Source organism: Streptomyces sp. LE64, from assembly GCF_052606915.1.
The window spans coordinates 6,518,982-6,531,291 of sequence record NZ_CP199708.1 but is presented as its reverse complement, the minus strand read 5'-3'; the positions used below and the strand labels follow the sequence as shown (position 1 = coordinate 6,531,291).

Annotated in this window: 10 protein-coding genes and 2 pseudogenes; 5 read left to right on the top strand and 7 right to left on the bottom strand. The window is 71.7% G+C overall.

What is annotated here, in order from left to right:
* The first annotated feature begins 22 nt into the window (after positions 1–22).
* A complete protein-coding gene (gene tsaD, locus ACSMX9_RS28755) occupies positions 23–1,093 on the top strand; it encodes a tRNA (adenosine(37)-N6)-threonylcarbamoyltransferase complex transferase subunit TsaD (RefSeq protein WP_445398400.1) in 1,071 nt (356 codons plus the stop codon).
* A gap of 187 nt (positions 1,094–1,280) precedes the next feature.
* Here tsaD and ACSMX9_RS28750 read toward each other — a convergent pair whose 3' ends face one another.
* Positions 1,281–2,081 carry a DUF1963 domain-containing protein gene (locus tag ACSMX9_RS28750; protein ID WP_445398398.1) on the bottom strand — a complete coding sequence of 267 codons (801 nt, stop codon included), beginning with the start codon at positions 2,079–2,081 and terminating at the stop codon, positions 1,281–1,283.
* A gap of 97 nt (positions 2,082–2,178) precedes the next feature.
* On the bottom strand, positions 2,179–3,048 hold the full coding sequence (locus tag ACSMX9_RS28745; RefSeq protein ID WP_445398396.1) for a DUF4232 domain-containing protein: 870 nt from the start codon (positions 3,046–3,048) through the stop codon (positions 2,179–2,181).
* Positions 3,049–3,213: 165 nt separating this feature from the next.
* Between ACSMX9_RS28745 and ACSMX9_RS28740 the strand changes: the two are divergent.
* A pseudogene (locus tag ACSMX9_RS28740) lies at positions 3,214–3,617 on the top strand (GNAT family N-acetyltransferase); the annotation flags it as partial.
* Positions 3,618–3,799: 182 nt separating this feature from the next.
* On the opposite strand, the gene ACSMX9_RS28735 reads toward ACSMX9_RS28740, so the two are convergent.
* Complete coding sequence (locus tag ACSMX9_RS28735) at positions 3,800–4,429, bottom strand: type III effector protein (RefSeq protein ID WP_445398394.1); 630 nt, start codon at positions 4,427–4,429, stop codon at positions 3,800–3,802.
* Between the two features lie 127 nt (positions 4,430–4,556).
* Between ACSMX9_RS28735 and ACSMX9_RS28730 the strand changes: the two genes are divergently transcribed.
* Positions 4,557–4,988 (top strand): Hsp20/alpha crystallin family protein, encoded by a 432-nt coding sequence (locus ACSMX9_RS28730; RefSeq protein ID WP_445398392.1) that lies wholly within the window; start codon positions 4,557–4,559, stop codon positions 4,986–4,988.
* Between the two features lie 991 nt (positions 4,989–5,979).
* Here ACSMX9_RS28730 and ACSMX9_RS28725 read toward each other — a convergent pair.
* Positions 5,980–7,443 carry an aminotransferase class I/II-fold pyridoxal phosphate-dependent enzyme gene (locus ACSMX9_RS28725; RefSeq protein WP_445403123.1) on the bottom strand — a complete coding sequence of 488 codons (1,464 nt, stop codon included), beginning with the start codon at positions 7,441–7,443 and terminating at the stop codon, positions 5,980–5,982.
* 562 nt (positions 7,444–8,005) lie between these two features.
* Here ACSMX9_RS28725 and ACSMX9_RS28720 point away from each other — a divergent pair.
* The gene (locus tag ACSMX9_RS28720) at positions 8,006–9,118 is read left to right on the top strand and encodes a glutamate--cysteine ligase (protein WP_445398390.1); all 1,113 of its coding nucleotides are present in this window, start codon (positions 8,006–8,008) and stop codon (positions 9,116–9,118) included.
* Between the two features lie 126 nt (positions 9,119–9,244).
* Here ACSMX9_RS28720 and ACSMX9_RS28715 read toward each other — a convergent pair.
* Positions 9,245–10,012, bottom strand: a pseudogene (locus ACSMX9_RS28715) (IS256 family transposase); the annotation flags it as partial.
* A gap of 179 nt (positions 10,013–10,191) precedes the next feature.
* Between ACSMX9_RS28715 and ACSMX9_RS28710 the strand changes: the two are divergent.
* The gene (locus tag ACSMX9_RS28710) at positions 10,192–10,452 is read left to right on the top strand and encodes a DUF5133 domain-containing protein (RefSeq protein WP_445398388.1); all 261 of its coding nucleotides are present in this window, start codon (positions 10,192–10,194) and stop codon (positions 10,450–10,452) included.
* A gap of 243 nt (positions 10,453–10,695) precedes the next feature.
* Here ACSMX9_RS28710 and ACSMX9_RS28705 read toward each other — a convergent pair whose 3' ends face one another.
* Both ACSMX9_RS28705 and ACSMX9_RS28700 read right to left on the bottom strand, forming a co-directional pair.
* Positions 10,696–11,727: an NAD-dependent epimerase/dehydratase family protein gene (locus ACSMX9_RS28705; RefSeq protein ID WP_445398386.1), complete on the bottom strand. Its 1,032-nt coding sequence runs from the start codon at positions 11,725–11,727 to the stop codon at positions 10,696–10,698.
* A gap of 153 nt (positions 11,728–11,880) precedes the next feature.
* Positions 11,881–12,306, bottom strand: a complete 426-nt coding sequence (locus ACSMX9_RS28700) for a hypothetical protein (RefSeq protein ID WP_445398384.1) — start codon at positions 12,304–12,306, stop codon at positions 11,881–11,883.
* Positions 12,307–12,310 lie beyond the last annotated feature (4 nt).

Genomic DNA, 12,310 nt, shown 5'->3' with positions numbered 1-12,310 from the left:
AGCATGCAGAAGGAGATGGGCGATGGGCGGACCGGTGGTACTCGGGATCGAATCCTCGTGCGACGAGACCGGCGCCGGGATCGTCCGGGACGGGAAACTCCTCGCCCACGTCGTGGCGTCGAGCATGGACGAGCACGCCCGCTTCGGCGGTGTGGTGCCCGAAATCGCGGCCCGGGCGCACCTCCAGGCGTTCACCCCGGTCGTGCGCGAGGCCCTTGACCGGGCCGGGCTGCGGCCGGGCCAGCTCGACGCCGTCGCCGTCACCACGGGCCCCGGGCTCTCCGGAGCCCTCCAGGTGGGGCTGGCCGGGGCCAAGTCGCTCGCCTTCGCGGTCGGGGTGCCGCTGTACGGGGTGCACCACCTCGCCGGGCACGTCGCCGCCGACACCCTGGAACACGGCCCGCTGCCGGCACCCTGCGTCGTGCTGATCGTCTCCGGCGGTCACACCTCCCTCCTCCTGGTGCGGGACCTGGTCGGCGAGCCGATCCTGCACCTCGGTGACACGCTCGACGACGCGGCCGGCGAGTGCTTCGACAAGGTGGCGCGGGTCCTGGGGCTGCCCTACCCCGGCGGCCCCGCCATCGACCGGGCGGCCCGGACGGGCGATGCGCACGCCGTGACCTTCCCGCGCCCGCTGTCCCGGCCCGGCGACGACCCGTACGCCTTCTCCTTCTCGGGTCTGAAGACGGCCGCCGCCCGCTGGGCCGAGGGACACCGGCTGCGCGGCGAAGCGCTGCCCGTGGCGGACGGGGCAGCCGCCCTCCAGGAGGCCGTCGCCGACGTGCTGACCCGCAAGGCCGTCGCCGCCTGCACGGCGTACGACGTCAAGACGCTGATCGTGGTCGGCGGTGTGGCGGCGAACTCACGGGTCCGGGCTCTCGCCGAGGAACGGTGCGCCAGGAACGGCATCGAGCTGCGCGTACCGCCGATGACCCTGTGCACCGACAACGGCGCCATGATCGCGGCCGTCGGCGAGCTCCTCGTGCGCTCGGAGGCCGAGCCCGCACCGCTGGACGTGTCCATCGACCCGTCCGCGCCCCTGGAGTACGCCTCGCTCACCCCGCTCCCCGCCCTCTCCCTGCACGCCGCCTGACGGCCGTGCTCGCCGGCCGGCCCCGGCCCCGCACCCCGGCGGCCCGCCCCGGAGCGATGCGCCTCCCCCCGCGAGGTGGCCGACCGGCGCGCGTGCCTGCGGAGCCCGGGGAGGAGCGGGTCGCCCGCCGCACGTGCGGTTGCGATCCCCGCCCGCCCTGACGTCCGCGGTCGGGGCGGTGCGGCCCTCAGTGGCAGTCGTGTCGCAAGGCGTGCGGCATACCCGGGCACTCGGTGCAGACGAAGAGGTAGACGCCTCCGGCGTCGCCCATGTCCATGTCGACCTCGTCGTCGCCCGTGACGCTCAGCAGGTGGGCCATCCGGTGTCCGGCCGCGCAGAACGGCCAGTCCGGTGGCTGGGTCCACGCGGGGTAGCCACCGACCTTGGACTCCAGCACGCAGGCCAGTTCCGTCAGGAAGAACCCGTGCTCCTCCTCGGCCCGCAGCACGAGCGCCCGCAGTTCCTCCGGCAGGTCCCCGTGGGGATGGTCGAGGGCCTCCACCGGGGACAGGGTGCACGGGTTGGGAAGGAAGTCCGCCTCGTACTCCCCGTCAGCCGGGCGCGGCACCTCGTCGGGACGGCCGGAGGGCACGATCGCGGACTCCGTGCGCCAGTGGAGGGCGGGACGCACCGCCTCGGAGGGCTCGTCGGGGTGGAGCAGGGTGCACCAGAGCAGTTGGAGGACGTCCGCGCCTTCGGGGAAGGGCAGGTCGGGGACGTCCCGGGCGAAGAGCTGGAGCACCGGGACCATGGGTACCGGGCCGGGCGGTACGGTGCCGGCCCCGTCATGGTGGTCCCGCCGGTCACAGAAGGGCCACGGGGTCTCCCGGGGCCACAGCAGCGGGCCGCCGAGGGAACTCTCCCGCGGCGTCGGTGCGCCCCGCTTCGGGCGCAGGGCCGTGGTCCGGCGGGCCAACGGCGCCAGCTCGGGGACGAGTCGGGCGATGTCGAGTGGTGGCGGAACGGGAGGGCGGTGGGGTGGCAGCACGGTGGTGTCGGCTCCTTCGGCGGGAGGTGGACAGGTGGTCGGGACCGCTCGGTGTGGGGGCGAGGCCCGGAACCCGTCGGGTCAGGGCCGCCGTCCGTCACCCGTTCTTCTTCTTCCAGGCGCTGACCCCCAGTTTCCCGGTCGTCCCCAGGTCCAGCTCCGGCACCAACGTCACCGGCCGGCCGCCCGGCTTCGGAAGCAGCCGGACGTACGGTGCGGTCGTCGCTCCGCCGGTGCCGGTATGGGTGTTGCGCCACATCAGACCCGTCGTCGCGCTCTCGCCCGGTGCCAGTGTCACCGGGCGCGGCGGCGCGTCGAAGCCGGTCACCTCGGCGATATCCCCGCCGCCGGGCAGGACTTGGACCTCGTGGAGCGGACGGTGGTCCTCGTCCAGTGGGGTCAGCCCGGGGTGTCCGTCGAGCGCGTAGGGGCGGGTTCCGCAGTTGGTGAGGGTGATGCCGACGACCCGGAGGCCCATCGCCGCGTCCCCCTGGTCCGCGGTCACCCGGACGCCGGACGGGGGACACGCACCGGGCGGGGCCCCGACCTCGTCCGAGGGGACCGAACGGATCTCGGCGATCTCCACCCGGGCGGCGTCACGCCCTTCCGGAGGGAGGGGCGGCGCGGTGAAGGTCCGCCGCACGCTCCGGCCCGCCGGCACGGCTTCCACGGTCACCCGATCCGTGCTGCGCACCGCGTCGGAGGACACGCTCGTCACGGAGAAGGCGACGGCGTAGGTGTACGGCTCCCGCTGCCCGTTGGTCACCTCGAACTCGGCGGTCCGCTCCCGGCCGGCGCAGTGCTCGGGCGCCGGGTCGAACCCCGTCGTGCTGGTGATCCGCACGCCCCCCGTCGCATCGGACGCGCCGGCACCGGCCGACCCCGACGAGGGGGACACCGCGATCCGGCAATCGTCACCGCCCGAGGCCGTACCAGCGTCGCAGGCGGTCAGGGCTGAGATCGCCACGAGGGCGACGGCAAAGGGCAGTTGCGTGGTGGCGGGGCGCATCGTCCCACCCCACCAGCAATGCGGTTCCGGCACCATGATCCGCGCCACACCGCACCCGGTCGCGCTGCGCGGACCTCGGTTCCGCACCGCCCGGGCCGCCCGGCGGCGGACGCCGCGGTCGCCCACTGGGCGGACGACTTCCCCGCCGAAGGCGACCGCGTCGTCGCGGGTCTCTTCGACCAGTACCCCGCCTGGCTCGGCGAGTTCGGCCACCGTCTGGTCATCGAGCGTGACAGTGGCCTGGTGGTGGGCTCGATCGGCCTCTTCTGGCCGCCGACGAGGGAACCCTCGACATCGGGTACGGCATCGTCGATTCCCGCCGGGGCCGGGGCTACGCCTCCGAGGCCACGCGGGCTCTCGCCGAGTTCGCGTTCACGGCGCCCGGTGTCCATACCGTGTCCGCCAACGCGGAGCTGTCGAACGCGGCCTCCGTCCGCGTGTGGGAAAAGGCCGGCTTCCGCAGATGGGCCACCGAACAGGGCACGACCCGCTTCTGCATCACGCGGCCGAACCACCGCGGACGGTGATTCGTGGGGGCCGGCGGGACATCGCCGGCCCCAAGCCGCAACGGCAGCCGCTCCGGGCGCCTTCCCGGTGCGACGAAGGCCGCCCCAGGAGCACCGGGAGTTCACCTGTTGCCCGGGTCTCAGCGTCCCCGTCTCTCGCCCCGGCCAGGTGCCGGCCCCTTGTGCTCGGTGGTGGGTGGGGTTCAGGGGGAGGTGAGGATGGTTACGCGTGCGGCGAGGGTGGGGTGTCGGTGGGTGAGGTGGGGGTGTGCGGCGGTCAGGGGGGCCAGCAGTTCGGCGGGGTCGTCGTGGGCGAGGGCGGTGCGGAGTTGGCGCAGTGGGGTGTGTGCGGCTGGGGGAAGGTCGGTCAGGGCGGTGATCTGGGCGGCGAGGGTGCGTAGGTCGGCGGCGTTGTGGCGGGCGCGGGCGGCGGTGTCGCGGTCGGCGGCGCGGCGTTGGCGGGTGGCTTGGACGCGTTGTTCGGCGGTGCTTCCGGTGGCTCCGGGGCGGCCTCGGAGGTAGCGGCGTTCGGCGGCTTGTCGGCTGGCGACGCCGAGGGGGTGGGCGAGGTCGGCCCAGCTGGCGCCGGCGTCGCGGGCGGTTTCGATCAGGCCGGTTTCCCATGTGGCGAGTTGTTCGCGTACCTGTCGTAGTAGGAGGAGCGAGGCGAGGGCCTGTTCCGGTCCGACCGGCCCCTCGGGGCCGCCCGGGGCATCGTCGCGGGCGACGCGGAGGGCTTCGTCAACGGTCTGGAGTGCGGTCGCGGCGGAGAGGAATGATGCCGGGCCGTGTATCCGCGAGCCGTCTGGTTCCGGCTGGTCACCCAGGGGCACGGGACCACCTCCCTCTGTGTGTCGTCGATGGGATGACGCCAGTGTTTGTCATCTGTTGGATGACATGTTACAACAGTGGCGTGAGGCGCATTGGCAGCCACTGCCCGACCCTCTGGAGGTGTTCTTCATGTTGATGCGCACAGACCCCTTCCGCGAGCTCGACCGGCTCACTCAGCAACTGATGGGCCCCGGAACCTGGTCCCGGCCTTCCGCGATGCCGATGGACGCCTACCGCGAAGGCGACCGGTACGTGGTGGCCTTCGACCTGCCCGGCGTCGGCCCGGACGCGATCGACATCGACGTCGAACGCAACATGCTGACCGTCAGGGCCGAACGCCGCCCCGCGGTGAACGCCGACGACGTGCAGATGGAGCTGTCGGAACGACCGCTGGGCGTCTTCTCCCGGCAGATCGTCCTGGCCGACACACTCGACACCGAGCACATCCAGGCCGACTACGACACGGGCGTACTCACCCTACGCATCCCGATCGCCGAGCGCGCCAAGCCCTGCAAGATCAGCATCGGCAACAACCCCCGCCGCGACGAGATCGCCAGCTGAACCAGCCCGACAGGGCCCACCAACAGCGGAGGACGGGGCAACCACTCTCCCCCTCCCCCGTCCTCCGCCCCCGCACTCCGGGGGGCGGGCGACATGCCGGTAGAGTGCGCCGCCGTTTCGGGCAGGTGACCTTGTGTCTGGCCTCGTTGCTCATGGTGACGCGTTCCCCGAGTGGCCTTGGCGGGGCGCACACCGCGTCCGGCCCCTGTTTGCCTGACCGGGGGTCGTGATCGCGTTGCCGGACCGGTAGCCGTAGCCGGGCCCGAACCGGCCCAGCGCGCCGCAGACCGCCTCCAACGAGGGTGGCCGGGCGGGCGTGTGGAAGATCGTAGGCTTACGTCGTGGACATGATCAACGTGTGGAATGGAGGCCCTCGTCCTTCGAGGGGGAAAGCCGAACAGCCCGCAGACGCGGTGGACGTTGCGCCCGCCGAGACCGGACCGTGGGAGACCGAGGGGACACCCTCGTGCTGCTCCGACCCGAACCGACCCGCGGACGATCGAACTGTCACTCCACACCACGTGATCGCCTTGGCCCGGGTCGCCACCTGCGCGGCCAACAACGGGGACCTGAAGACAGCACGGCACGTGATCGACCTGATCTGCGAGATAGGTACCGTTGTGGCCCAACAGGGGTGCCCAAGGCCCCCCGTTCCCGCTGGGGTCCTCGCTGATGTCGAGCGCGTCTTGGAGCGGGTCGCAGGGGAGATCGAGGAAGGCGAGTGGAGCGCCTGTCCGTGTGGGGGTGGTGCACGCGCAGAGTAGGGCCGAGGCCGTCAGAGAATTTCCCGGCCGTCGGATGAGGAAGCCACCGCCACGAAACCCCTGGTCCGCAAGCCCGGACCCGGGTCATCTCCCGAAGGGCCAAGCCACGACGGCACTCGGTCGAGCTGCCCGCACGACGCCCAGAGGAGCGGACGGCGGGATGGCTCCTGCGGGATGGTCGTCCCCGACACGGGCGGCACCCGGATGGAGGAGCGGGGCGCGGTTGTTCAGGGCAGGGCCACGACACGGACGGTGTCCAGGCCGGCGTCGGCGGCGTCGGGGACGACCATTCCCGCGGCAACTCCGCTGTGGAGATAGTCGAGTACGGCCCTGTTGAGACGTTCGCCGGGGAGGACGGTGGGGATGCCGGGCGGGTAGGGAGTGAGCATCTCGGCGGCGACGCGGCCTGCGGCCTGGTCCCAGGGGGTGTCCTCGATGGGTCCGAAGAAGGCGTCGCGGGGCAGCATCGTCTGCTCCAGACGCAGTTCGCCCGGGTTGGGGACCGTCATGCTGGGCCCGTGGCTCAGGTGTTCGGCGTGGCCGGCGAGTTCGGTGAGGGCCGCGGTCAGGGCGCCGGTGGTGGCGGGGGTGTCGGCGTGGGTGAGCTGGGCCGTGATGCGGCGGTGGTCGGCGATGTGGAGGTTGACCCGGTGGTGTTCGCGGATCCAGTCGGCGGCCTGGTAGCCGGTGATGCCGAGGGGGGTGAGGTCGATGGTGATCTGGAGGGGATCGAGGTCGGCGGCGAGGCGGGGGCCGCAGAAGTCGTCCCGTGTCTCGACGTGGAATCCGTCGATCCGGGCGATGCGCTCCTTCGTGCGTACGGCGAGTTCCAGAGCCTTGTCGTACAGGTCGGTGCCCTGCTGGACCATCTGACGGCGCCAGCCGTCGAGGGCGGCGTAGAGGAGGACGGAGGGGCTGGTGGTGCCGAGGAGGTCCTCCCGACTCTTGAGGACGCGGGGGTCGACGCGGTCGTGCTGGAGGTGGAAGACCGAGCCCTGCTCCAGCCCGGAGCCCATCTTGTGGACGGAGGTCACGCAGATGTCCGCCCCGGCGTCCATCGCCCAGGTGGGAAGCCCGTCGTGGAAGGGGAGGTGCGCGCCCCACGCCTCGTCGACGATCAGCGGCACGTCGCGGTCGTGGCACACCTCCGCGATTCCGGCGAGATCGGCGCAGGTGCCGTAGGGGGTGGGAGAGGTGACCAGTGCTCCTCGCGCGTCGGGGGCGTGCTCGAACGCGGCGGCGAACGCCTCCGGGCCGGGTGGATGGGCCAGATGTCGGGCGCTGTCCCAGTTGGGGTCCACCCACACCGGTTCGATCCCGGCCAGGACCAGTCCGGCGACGACCGACTTGTGGGCGTCCCGTCCCAGGACCAGTTTCTCGTGCGGGCGGGCGACGGCGAGTATCGCCGACTTCACGGACAGGGAGCTGCCCGCGGTGGCGAAGAAGGTGTGCTCAGCGCCGACGGCGTCCGCCATGAGTTCCTCGGCCCGCGCCAGCACCCGGTGGGTACTCCTGCGGTCGTCCAGCCCCGCGACCGCGAGCACGTCGGAGGCGAACACCGCCTCACCCAGCACCCTCCGCACCCGCGGGTCGGCGCCCCGGCCCTGTTTGTGCCCCGGCGGCGTGAACGGTGTTTGACCACTCGCGTGATAGTCGGCCAACGCATCCAGGACCGGCGCCTGGGGAGTGATCCCTCTTCACATCAGTGCCCCTTCCACGCTGTCACCCCCGCCCACTCGGGCGAGGGAGGTGACCGAACGGATCCACCCGCCCGGGCGAGCCGCCACACGGACTGTTCCGCCGACCCCCGCACGGGAGCGTTCCGGGCGACGGATGCACTCCGGGCTCAGTGTCCGGGTACCCGACTGCCGGATCCTCCCGCCCCGCCGCCACGTCCCTCGCATGCGCGGTACCTCCCTGAGCGCGGAGCCTGATGCCCGGCTACCCCCTCACGCCTGCGCGAAGCCGGCCCGGCCGGGACAGCGGCTCCAGCCCAGGCCACCTGCTGGCCGTCAACCCGCCTGCACGGGCCCACGCACCGGCTCCCCCCTCCGCGGTCCTTCGGGCACCGATGCGCGGGAGAAGGCTTACCGATTCCGAGCAGGTATGCCGTAGGCGGGTCGGGGCAGACGGGATGTGTCCGGTCCGGGCCACGGACCGGCGACGTCGACGAAGGAATCTCTCGCAGATCTTCCGGCTCCGCGCTCACCGGGCTCTCCCCGGTGGGCGGGCGCCGGGGGTGGAAGGGCAGTAATGGTGCGGAGTGTGGGTGTGGAGGAGGAACTCCTCCTGGTGGACGCGGTCAGCGGCGAGCCACGCGCGCTGGCCACCGCGGTGCTGGCGGCAGCCGTGCGCGAGGCGGCGGGCGGCGAGGAAGTGTTCGAGGCGGAGCTGCACCGGCAGCAGGTGGAGTTCGCCACCCGTCCGCAGACCGGAATGGGCGAGCTGGCGCGTGAGATCAGCGCGTGCCGGGCCGAGGCAGCCCGGCACGCCGAGAACCTGGGTGCGACGGTGGTGGCGATGGGCACCTCGCCACTGAAGGTCAGCCCGTCCATCGGCTTCAGTGAGCGGCACCGCTGGCTGCAGGAGCACTTCGGACTGACCACCCAGGAACAGCTGACCTGCGGCTGCCATGTCCATGTGTCGGTGGAGTCGGACGAGGAAGGTGTCGCGGTCCTGGACCGGATCCGCCCGTGGCTGGCCGTCCTCCTCGCGCTGAGCGCGAACTCGCCCTTCTGGCAGGGCCGGGACAGCGGCTACAGCAGCTATCGCAGCCGGGTGTGGGGCCGCTGGCCCTCGGCGGGCCCGGTCGAGCCCTTCGGCTCCGCCGACCGCTACCACGCACAAGTCGCCGACATGATCGGCACCGGAACACTCCTGGACGAGGGCATGGTCTACTTCGACGCGCGCCTCTCCGCCTCCTACCCCACGGTCGAGATCCGGATCGCCGACGTCCCCCTCGACGCCTCCACCACCGTCCTGATCGCCACCCTCACCCGCGCCCTCGTCGACACGGCCGCACGCCAGTGGCAGGCCGGAGAGCCACCCTCCCAGCACCGGGTGGAACTGCTCCGCCTCGCCTCCTGGCGGGCCGCCCGCTCCGGCCTTGAGGGCGAGCTGCTTCACCCGCTCACCATGCGCCCCGCCCCCGCCGAAACCGTGGTCCGTGCCCTGTTCGACCATGTCCGCGACGCCCTGGACGACAACGGCGACCTCGTCGCGGCCCAAGAGGCCCTGGCCGCCCTGCTCACCACCGGCAGCGGCGCCCGGACCCAACGCGACCTGCTGACCCGTCACGGCGGAGACCTGCCCACGATGATCGCCGCATGCGCCCACCGGACCTGCCCGAACCGCTCCAGGACCTGACCGCCTCCCCCGCCGGGCGGCACACGAATCGGGGGAAGCGGTCGAACAGGGGCGTCCGGCGGGAGTATCACGAAAGCGGTGTTCATCACTCGGTTGGCGTAGAGGTTTCTCGTTGGTCTGATCGGCCTACACCCGTCCGGCGGAGAGGCGGCCGTCGAAGACTATGCCGAACGCGTTCATGGCCTCCTTCCAGCGGCTGGTCCACCGCTTGCGGCCCTTGCCGGTCGGGTCGAGGGCGAGGGTGGTGAGGTAGAGCCGCTTGAGGGCGGCGGTCTCATTGGGGAAGTGCCCGCAGGCGTTGACCGAGCGTCGGTAGCGGGCGTTCAGGGACTCGATCGCGTTCGTCGTCGAGACGATCCTCCGGATCGGTGGCGGGAAGGCGAGGAAGGGCACCACCTCGCTCCAGGACCGTTGCCAGGCGCGGACTGTGGTCGGGTACTTGGCCTCCCATTTCTCGCCGAACTCAGCAAGCCGGGCAAGGGCCTCGTCCTCGTTCGCGGCGGTGTGGACGGGCTTGAGGTCGCGGGCCGCGGCCTCCCAGTCCTGGCGCGAGATGTATCTCAGGGTGGTGCGGATGAGGTGAACGATGCAGAGCTGGACCACGGTGGCGGGGAAGACGGTGTTGACCGCCTCGGGTAGGCCCTTGAGACCGTCACAGACGAGCATGAGGACATCCCTCACGCCGCGGTTCTGCAGTTCGGCGAGGACGTTCTGCCAGTACTTGGCGCCCTCGCCGCCGTCGCCGGCCCACAGTCCGAGGATCTCCCCGTGACCGTCGCAGGTGACCGCAAGCACGACGTAGATGGGACGGTTCGCCACCACACCGTCGCGGATCTTGACGTCGACGCAGTCGTACATGGTGCGCGGCAGGACGCGACGGGACGTTGGCCGGCTCGGCACACGCGTAACTGTGACGGCAGCACCCGCCGGCGAACGCCCTGCTCCCCCAGGCCAAAACCGCTGAGGCCTCACAGTGGATGCAACGGGCGTTCGGGGGCAGGCGTTGCACTGGTGACTGCCGGGACGGAGGGCTTCCGTTGCGGTGGGTTGACCCACGGAGGGGGAGGCAGTTCATGCTCAAGGCACACCCGGCCGTACTCAGGAATCTGCTGGCCATCCACACGTCCCTACGCGAGAAGATGTCCGAGGACGCCGCGACCGTGCACACCCGCCGTCAGCTCCTGGACACGGAGTACACGCTGTGCATCTCGACCGGCACGTACACCGTCGCCGACGCGCTGGCCGCCGCCCGCCGGCAGCTGAAGGAGGCGGACCTCCCTACCGACGAGTTGGTCGGCGCGGTCAGGGCCGAATACGGCCAGGCTGGGTGGTGACGCTCGCCGTGGAGGAGAAAACAGCGCGCTACCGCGATCTCTGTGAGCGCCTAGCCCCGGCCGCCCTGCAGAAGCCCGGACGGCCAGGGCTTGGGGAGAGGGCCAAGCAGGCGGCCGAGGGCGTAGCCGACGGGCAACCGGACGCTGTGCCCGGTCGGCTTGCGACCCCACGTTTCAGCGGCGGCCGTGAGACGGGGGAGCATGCGCCGGCGCCCCCAGCACAAGACGGGGAGTCGCCCCATCTCACCCGAGCGTGCGTCCGGTGAGTGGCGGGGTGGCTGCCCCGGCTCCTTCGCGCATGCCTTCGAGGAGTTCCTGCAAGGCGTCGACGGCACCGTGGCCAGGCTCCCAGCCCAGCTCGGTACGGGCACGCGTGGTGTCCAGGAGGGGCAGCCTCAGGACGGCGTCGAAGAGCTGAGGGGGAACCGGGAGGAGACGGGCGGCCCAGGCTCCGGCCAGCGCGGAGCGCGCCACGGATGTCGGAACGGGCACCCTACGGGAACCGAAGAGCCCGGCGAGCACCTCCGCGTCGATCGGCGGGTCGGCGGCGAGGTTGAACGGGCCGCGCTCATCCCCCAAGGCCGCGAGCCGGTACGCATCGGCGGCATCGTCGGTGTGCAACACCTGAAACCGGAGACCGGGCAGGTCCGGGACGACAGGCAGCAACTCGGGCCGGACGACGTTCCCGGGCAGGAAACGGCCTGCGAAGATCCGCCGCTGCTGGCTGGCCGACTCGCGTTTGAAACAGAACCCCGGCCGCATCCGCACCACCCGTACCTCCGGGTGGCGTGCTTCGAAGGTGTCGAGGACCCGCTCCAGATACGCCTTCTCACGGGTGTACGACGCCCCGGGCCAGCCGTGGGTCGGCCACTCCTCGTCCACCGGCCGGTTCTTCGGCCCTGGGGAGTACGCGCCGACCGACGAGGCGTGCACCAGCGCGGGCACACCGGCGTCGGCGACGGCCTCGAACAGGCGCAGGCTGCCAAGGACATTGGTGCGCCAGGTGACGGCGGGATCGCGGGCCGGGTGGAAGCGCCACGCGAGATGGACCACGGCGTCGACGTCTTCAAGGAGGGCCACCAGGTCTTCCCGGTCATGGCTCAGGTCCACCTGCCGCCAAACCACACCGGCAGGCGATCTGCCGGGGGCGCGGCGCGCCCACCCCTCCACCGACCCGGCCCGCGGATCGTCGGCCAGCAGCCGGACCAGGCTCGATCCCACGTTCCCGGTCGCGCCCGTCACCACGATCCTCGTGCTGATCTTCTCGCTGTTCATGGCCGCACGGCTCCTTCGCTGGCTCGTCAGACGCCCCGGAGGGAGCGCCCTGTCCCGTCCTCTCCCTCGTCGATCACCAGGGGGGCGGTCCCTCTGCACCCGTCTGCCCGGGTCCGGGTACCCACCGTGAGCGTCCGGTCAGTGCGTGCCGCGTCACGGTGGCGGAGTTCGCCGCGCCTCCTTCATCTCCGCCTCATACACGTGCCGGCGGCCATCGAGCAGATCGCGCCGGACGCGGGCCTCGATCTCGGTGAAGGGCTGGTAGTAGTGGGTGTCGTACGCCTCGATGATCTCGAATGTCCAGTAGCCGGGGATGACGTTTCGGCCCACGATTTCGCGTTCCACCAGTTCGGCCTGAGCCTCGTGGCCGGCGGCGCGCAGTCGTTCCAGTGCCCGGTCCAGCTTCAAGTCGGCACCGCCGGTCAGCTGGTGAAAGGCGTAGAGGCTCCCCCGGGCCCGTTCCACGGTCTCCAGAGCCTCCGAAAGCACACCCAGCGCCTCGACGGTGGCGTCAGTCGCGCCCTCTGGCCGGCGGGGTGATCGCCTGGTCCGCTCCTCTTCGGCGGGGTCGTCGTTCATCAGT

Excerpts from the sequence above, each read along its gene's own strand:
- tsaD (WP_445398400.1), top strand. The coding sequence starts at position 23 with ATGGGCGGACCGGTGGTACTCGGGATCGAATCCTCGTGCGACGAGACC.
- ACSMX9_RS28730 (WP_445398392.1), top strand. The coding sequence starts at position 4,557 with ATGTTGATGCGCACAGACCCCTTCCGCGAGCTCGACCGGCTCACTCAG.
- ACSMX9_RS28720 (WP_445398390.1), top strand. The coding sequence starts at position 8,006 with ATGGTGCGGAGTGTGGGTGTGGAGGAGGAACTCCTCCTGGTGGACGCG.
- ACSMX9_RS28710 (WP_445398388.1), top strand. The coding sequence starts at position 10,192 with ATGCTCAAGGCACACCCGGCCGTACTCAGGAATCTGCTGGCCATCCAC.
- ACSMX9_RS28705 (WP_445398386.1), bottom strand. The coding sequence starts at position 11,727 with ATGAACAGCGAGAAGATCAGCACGAGGATCGTGGTGACGGGCGCGACC.
- ACSMX9_RS28700 (WP_445398384.1), bottom strand. The coding sequence starts at position 12,306 with ATGAACGACGACCCCGCCGAAGAGGAGCGGACCAGGCGATCACCCCGC.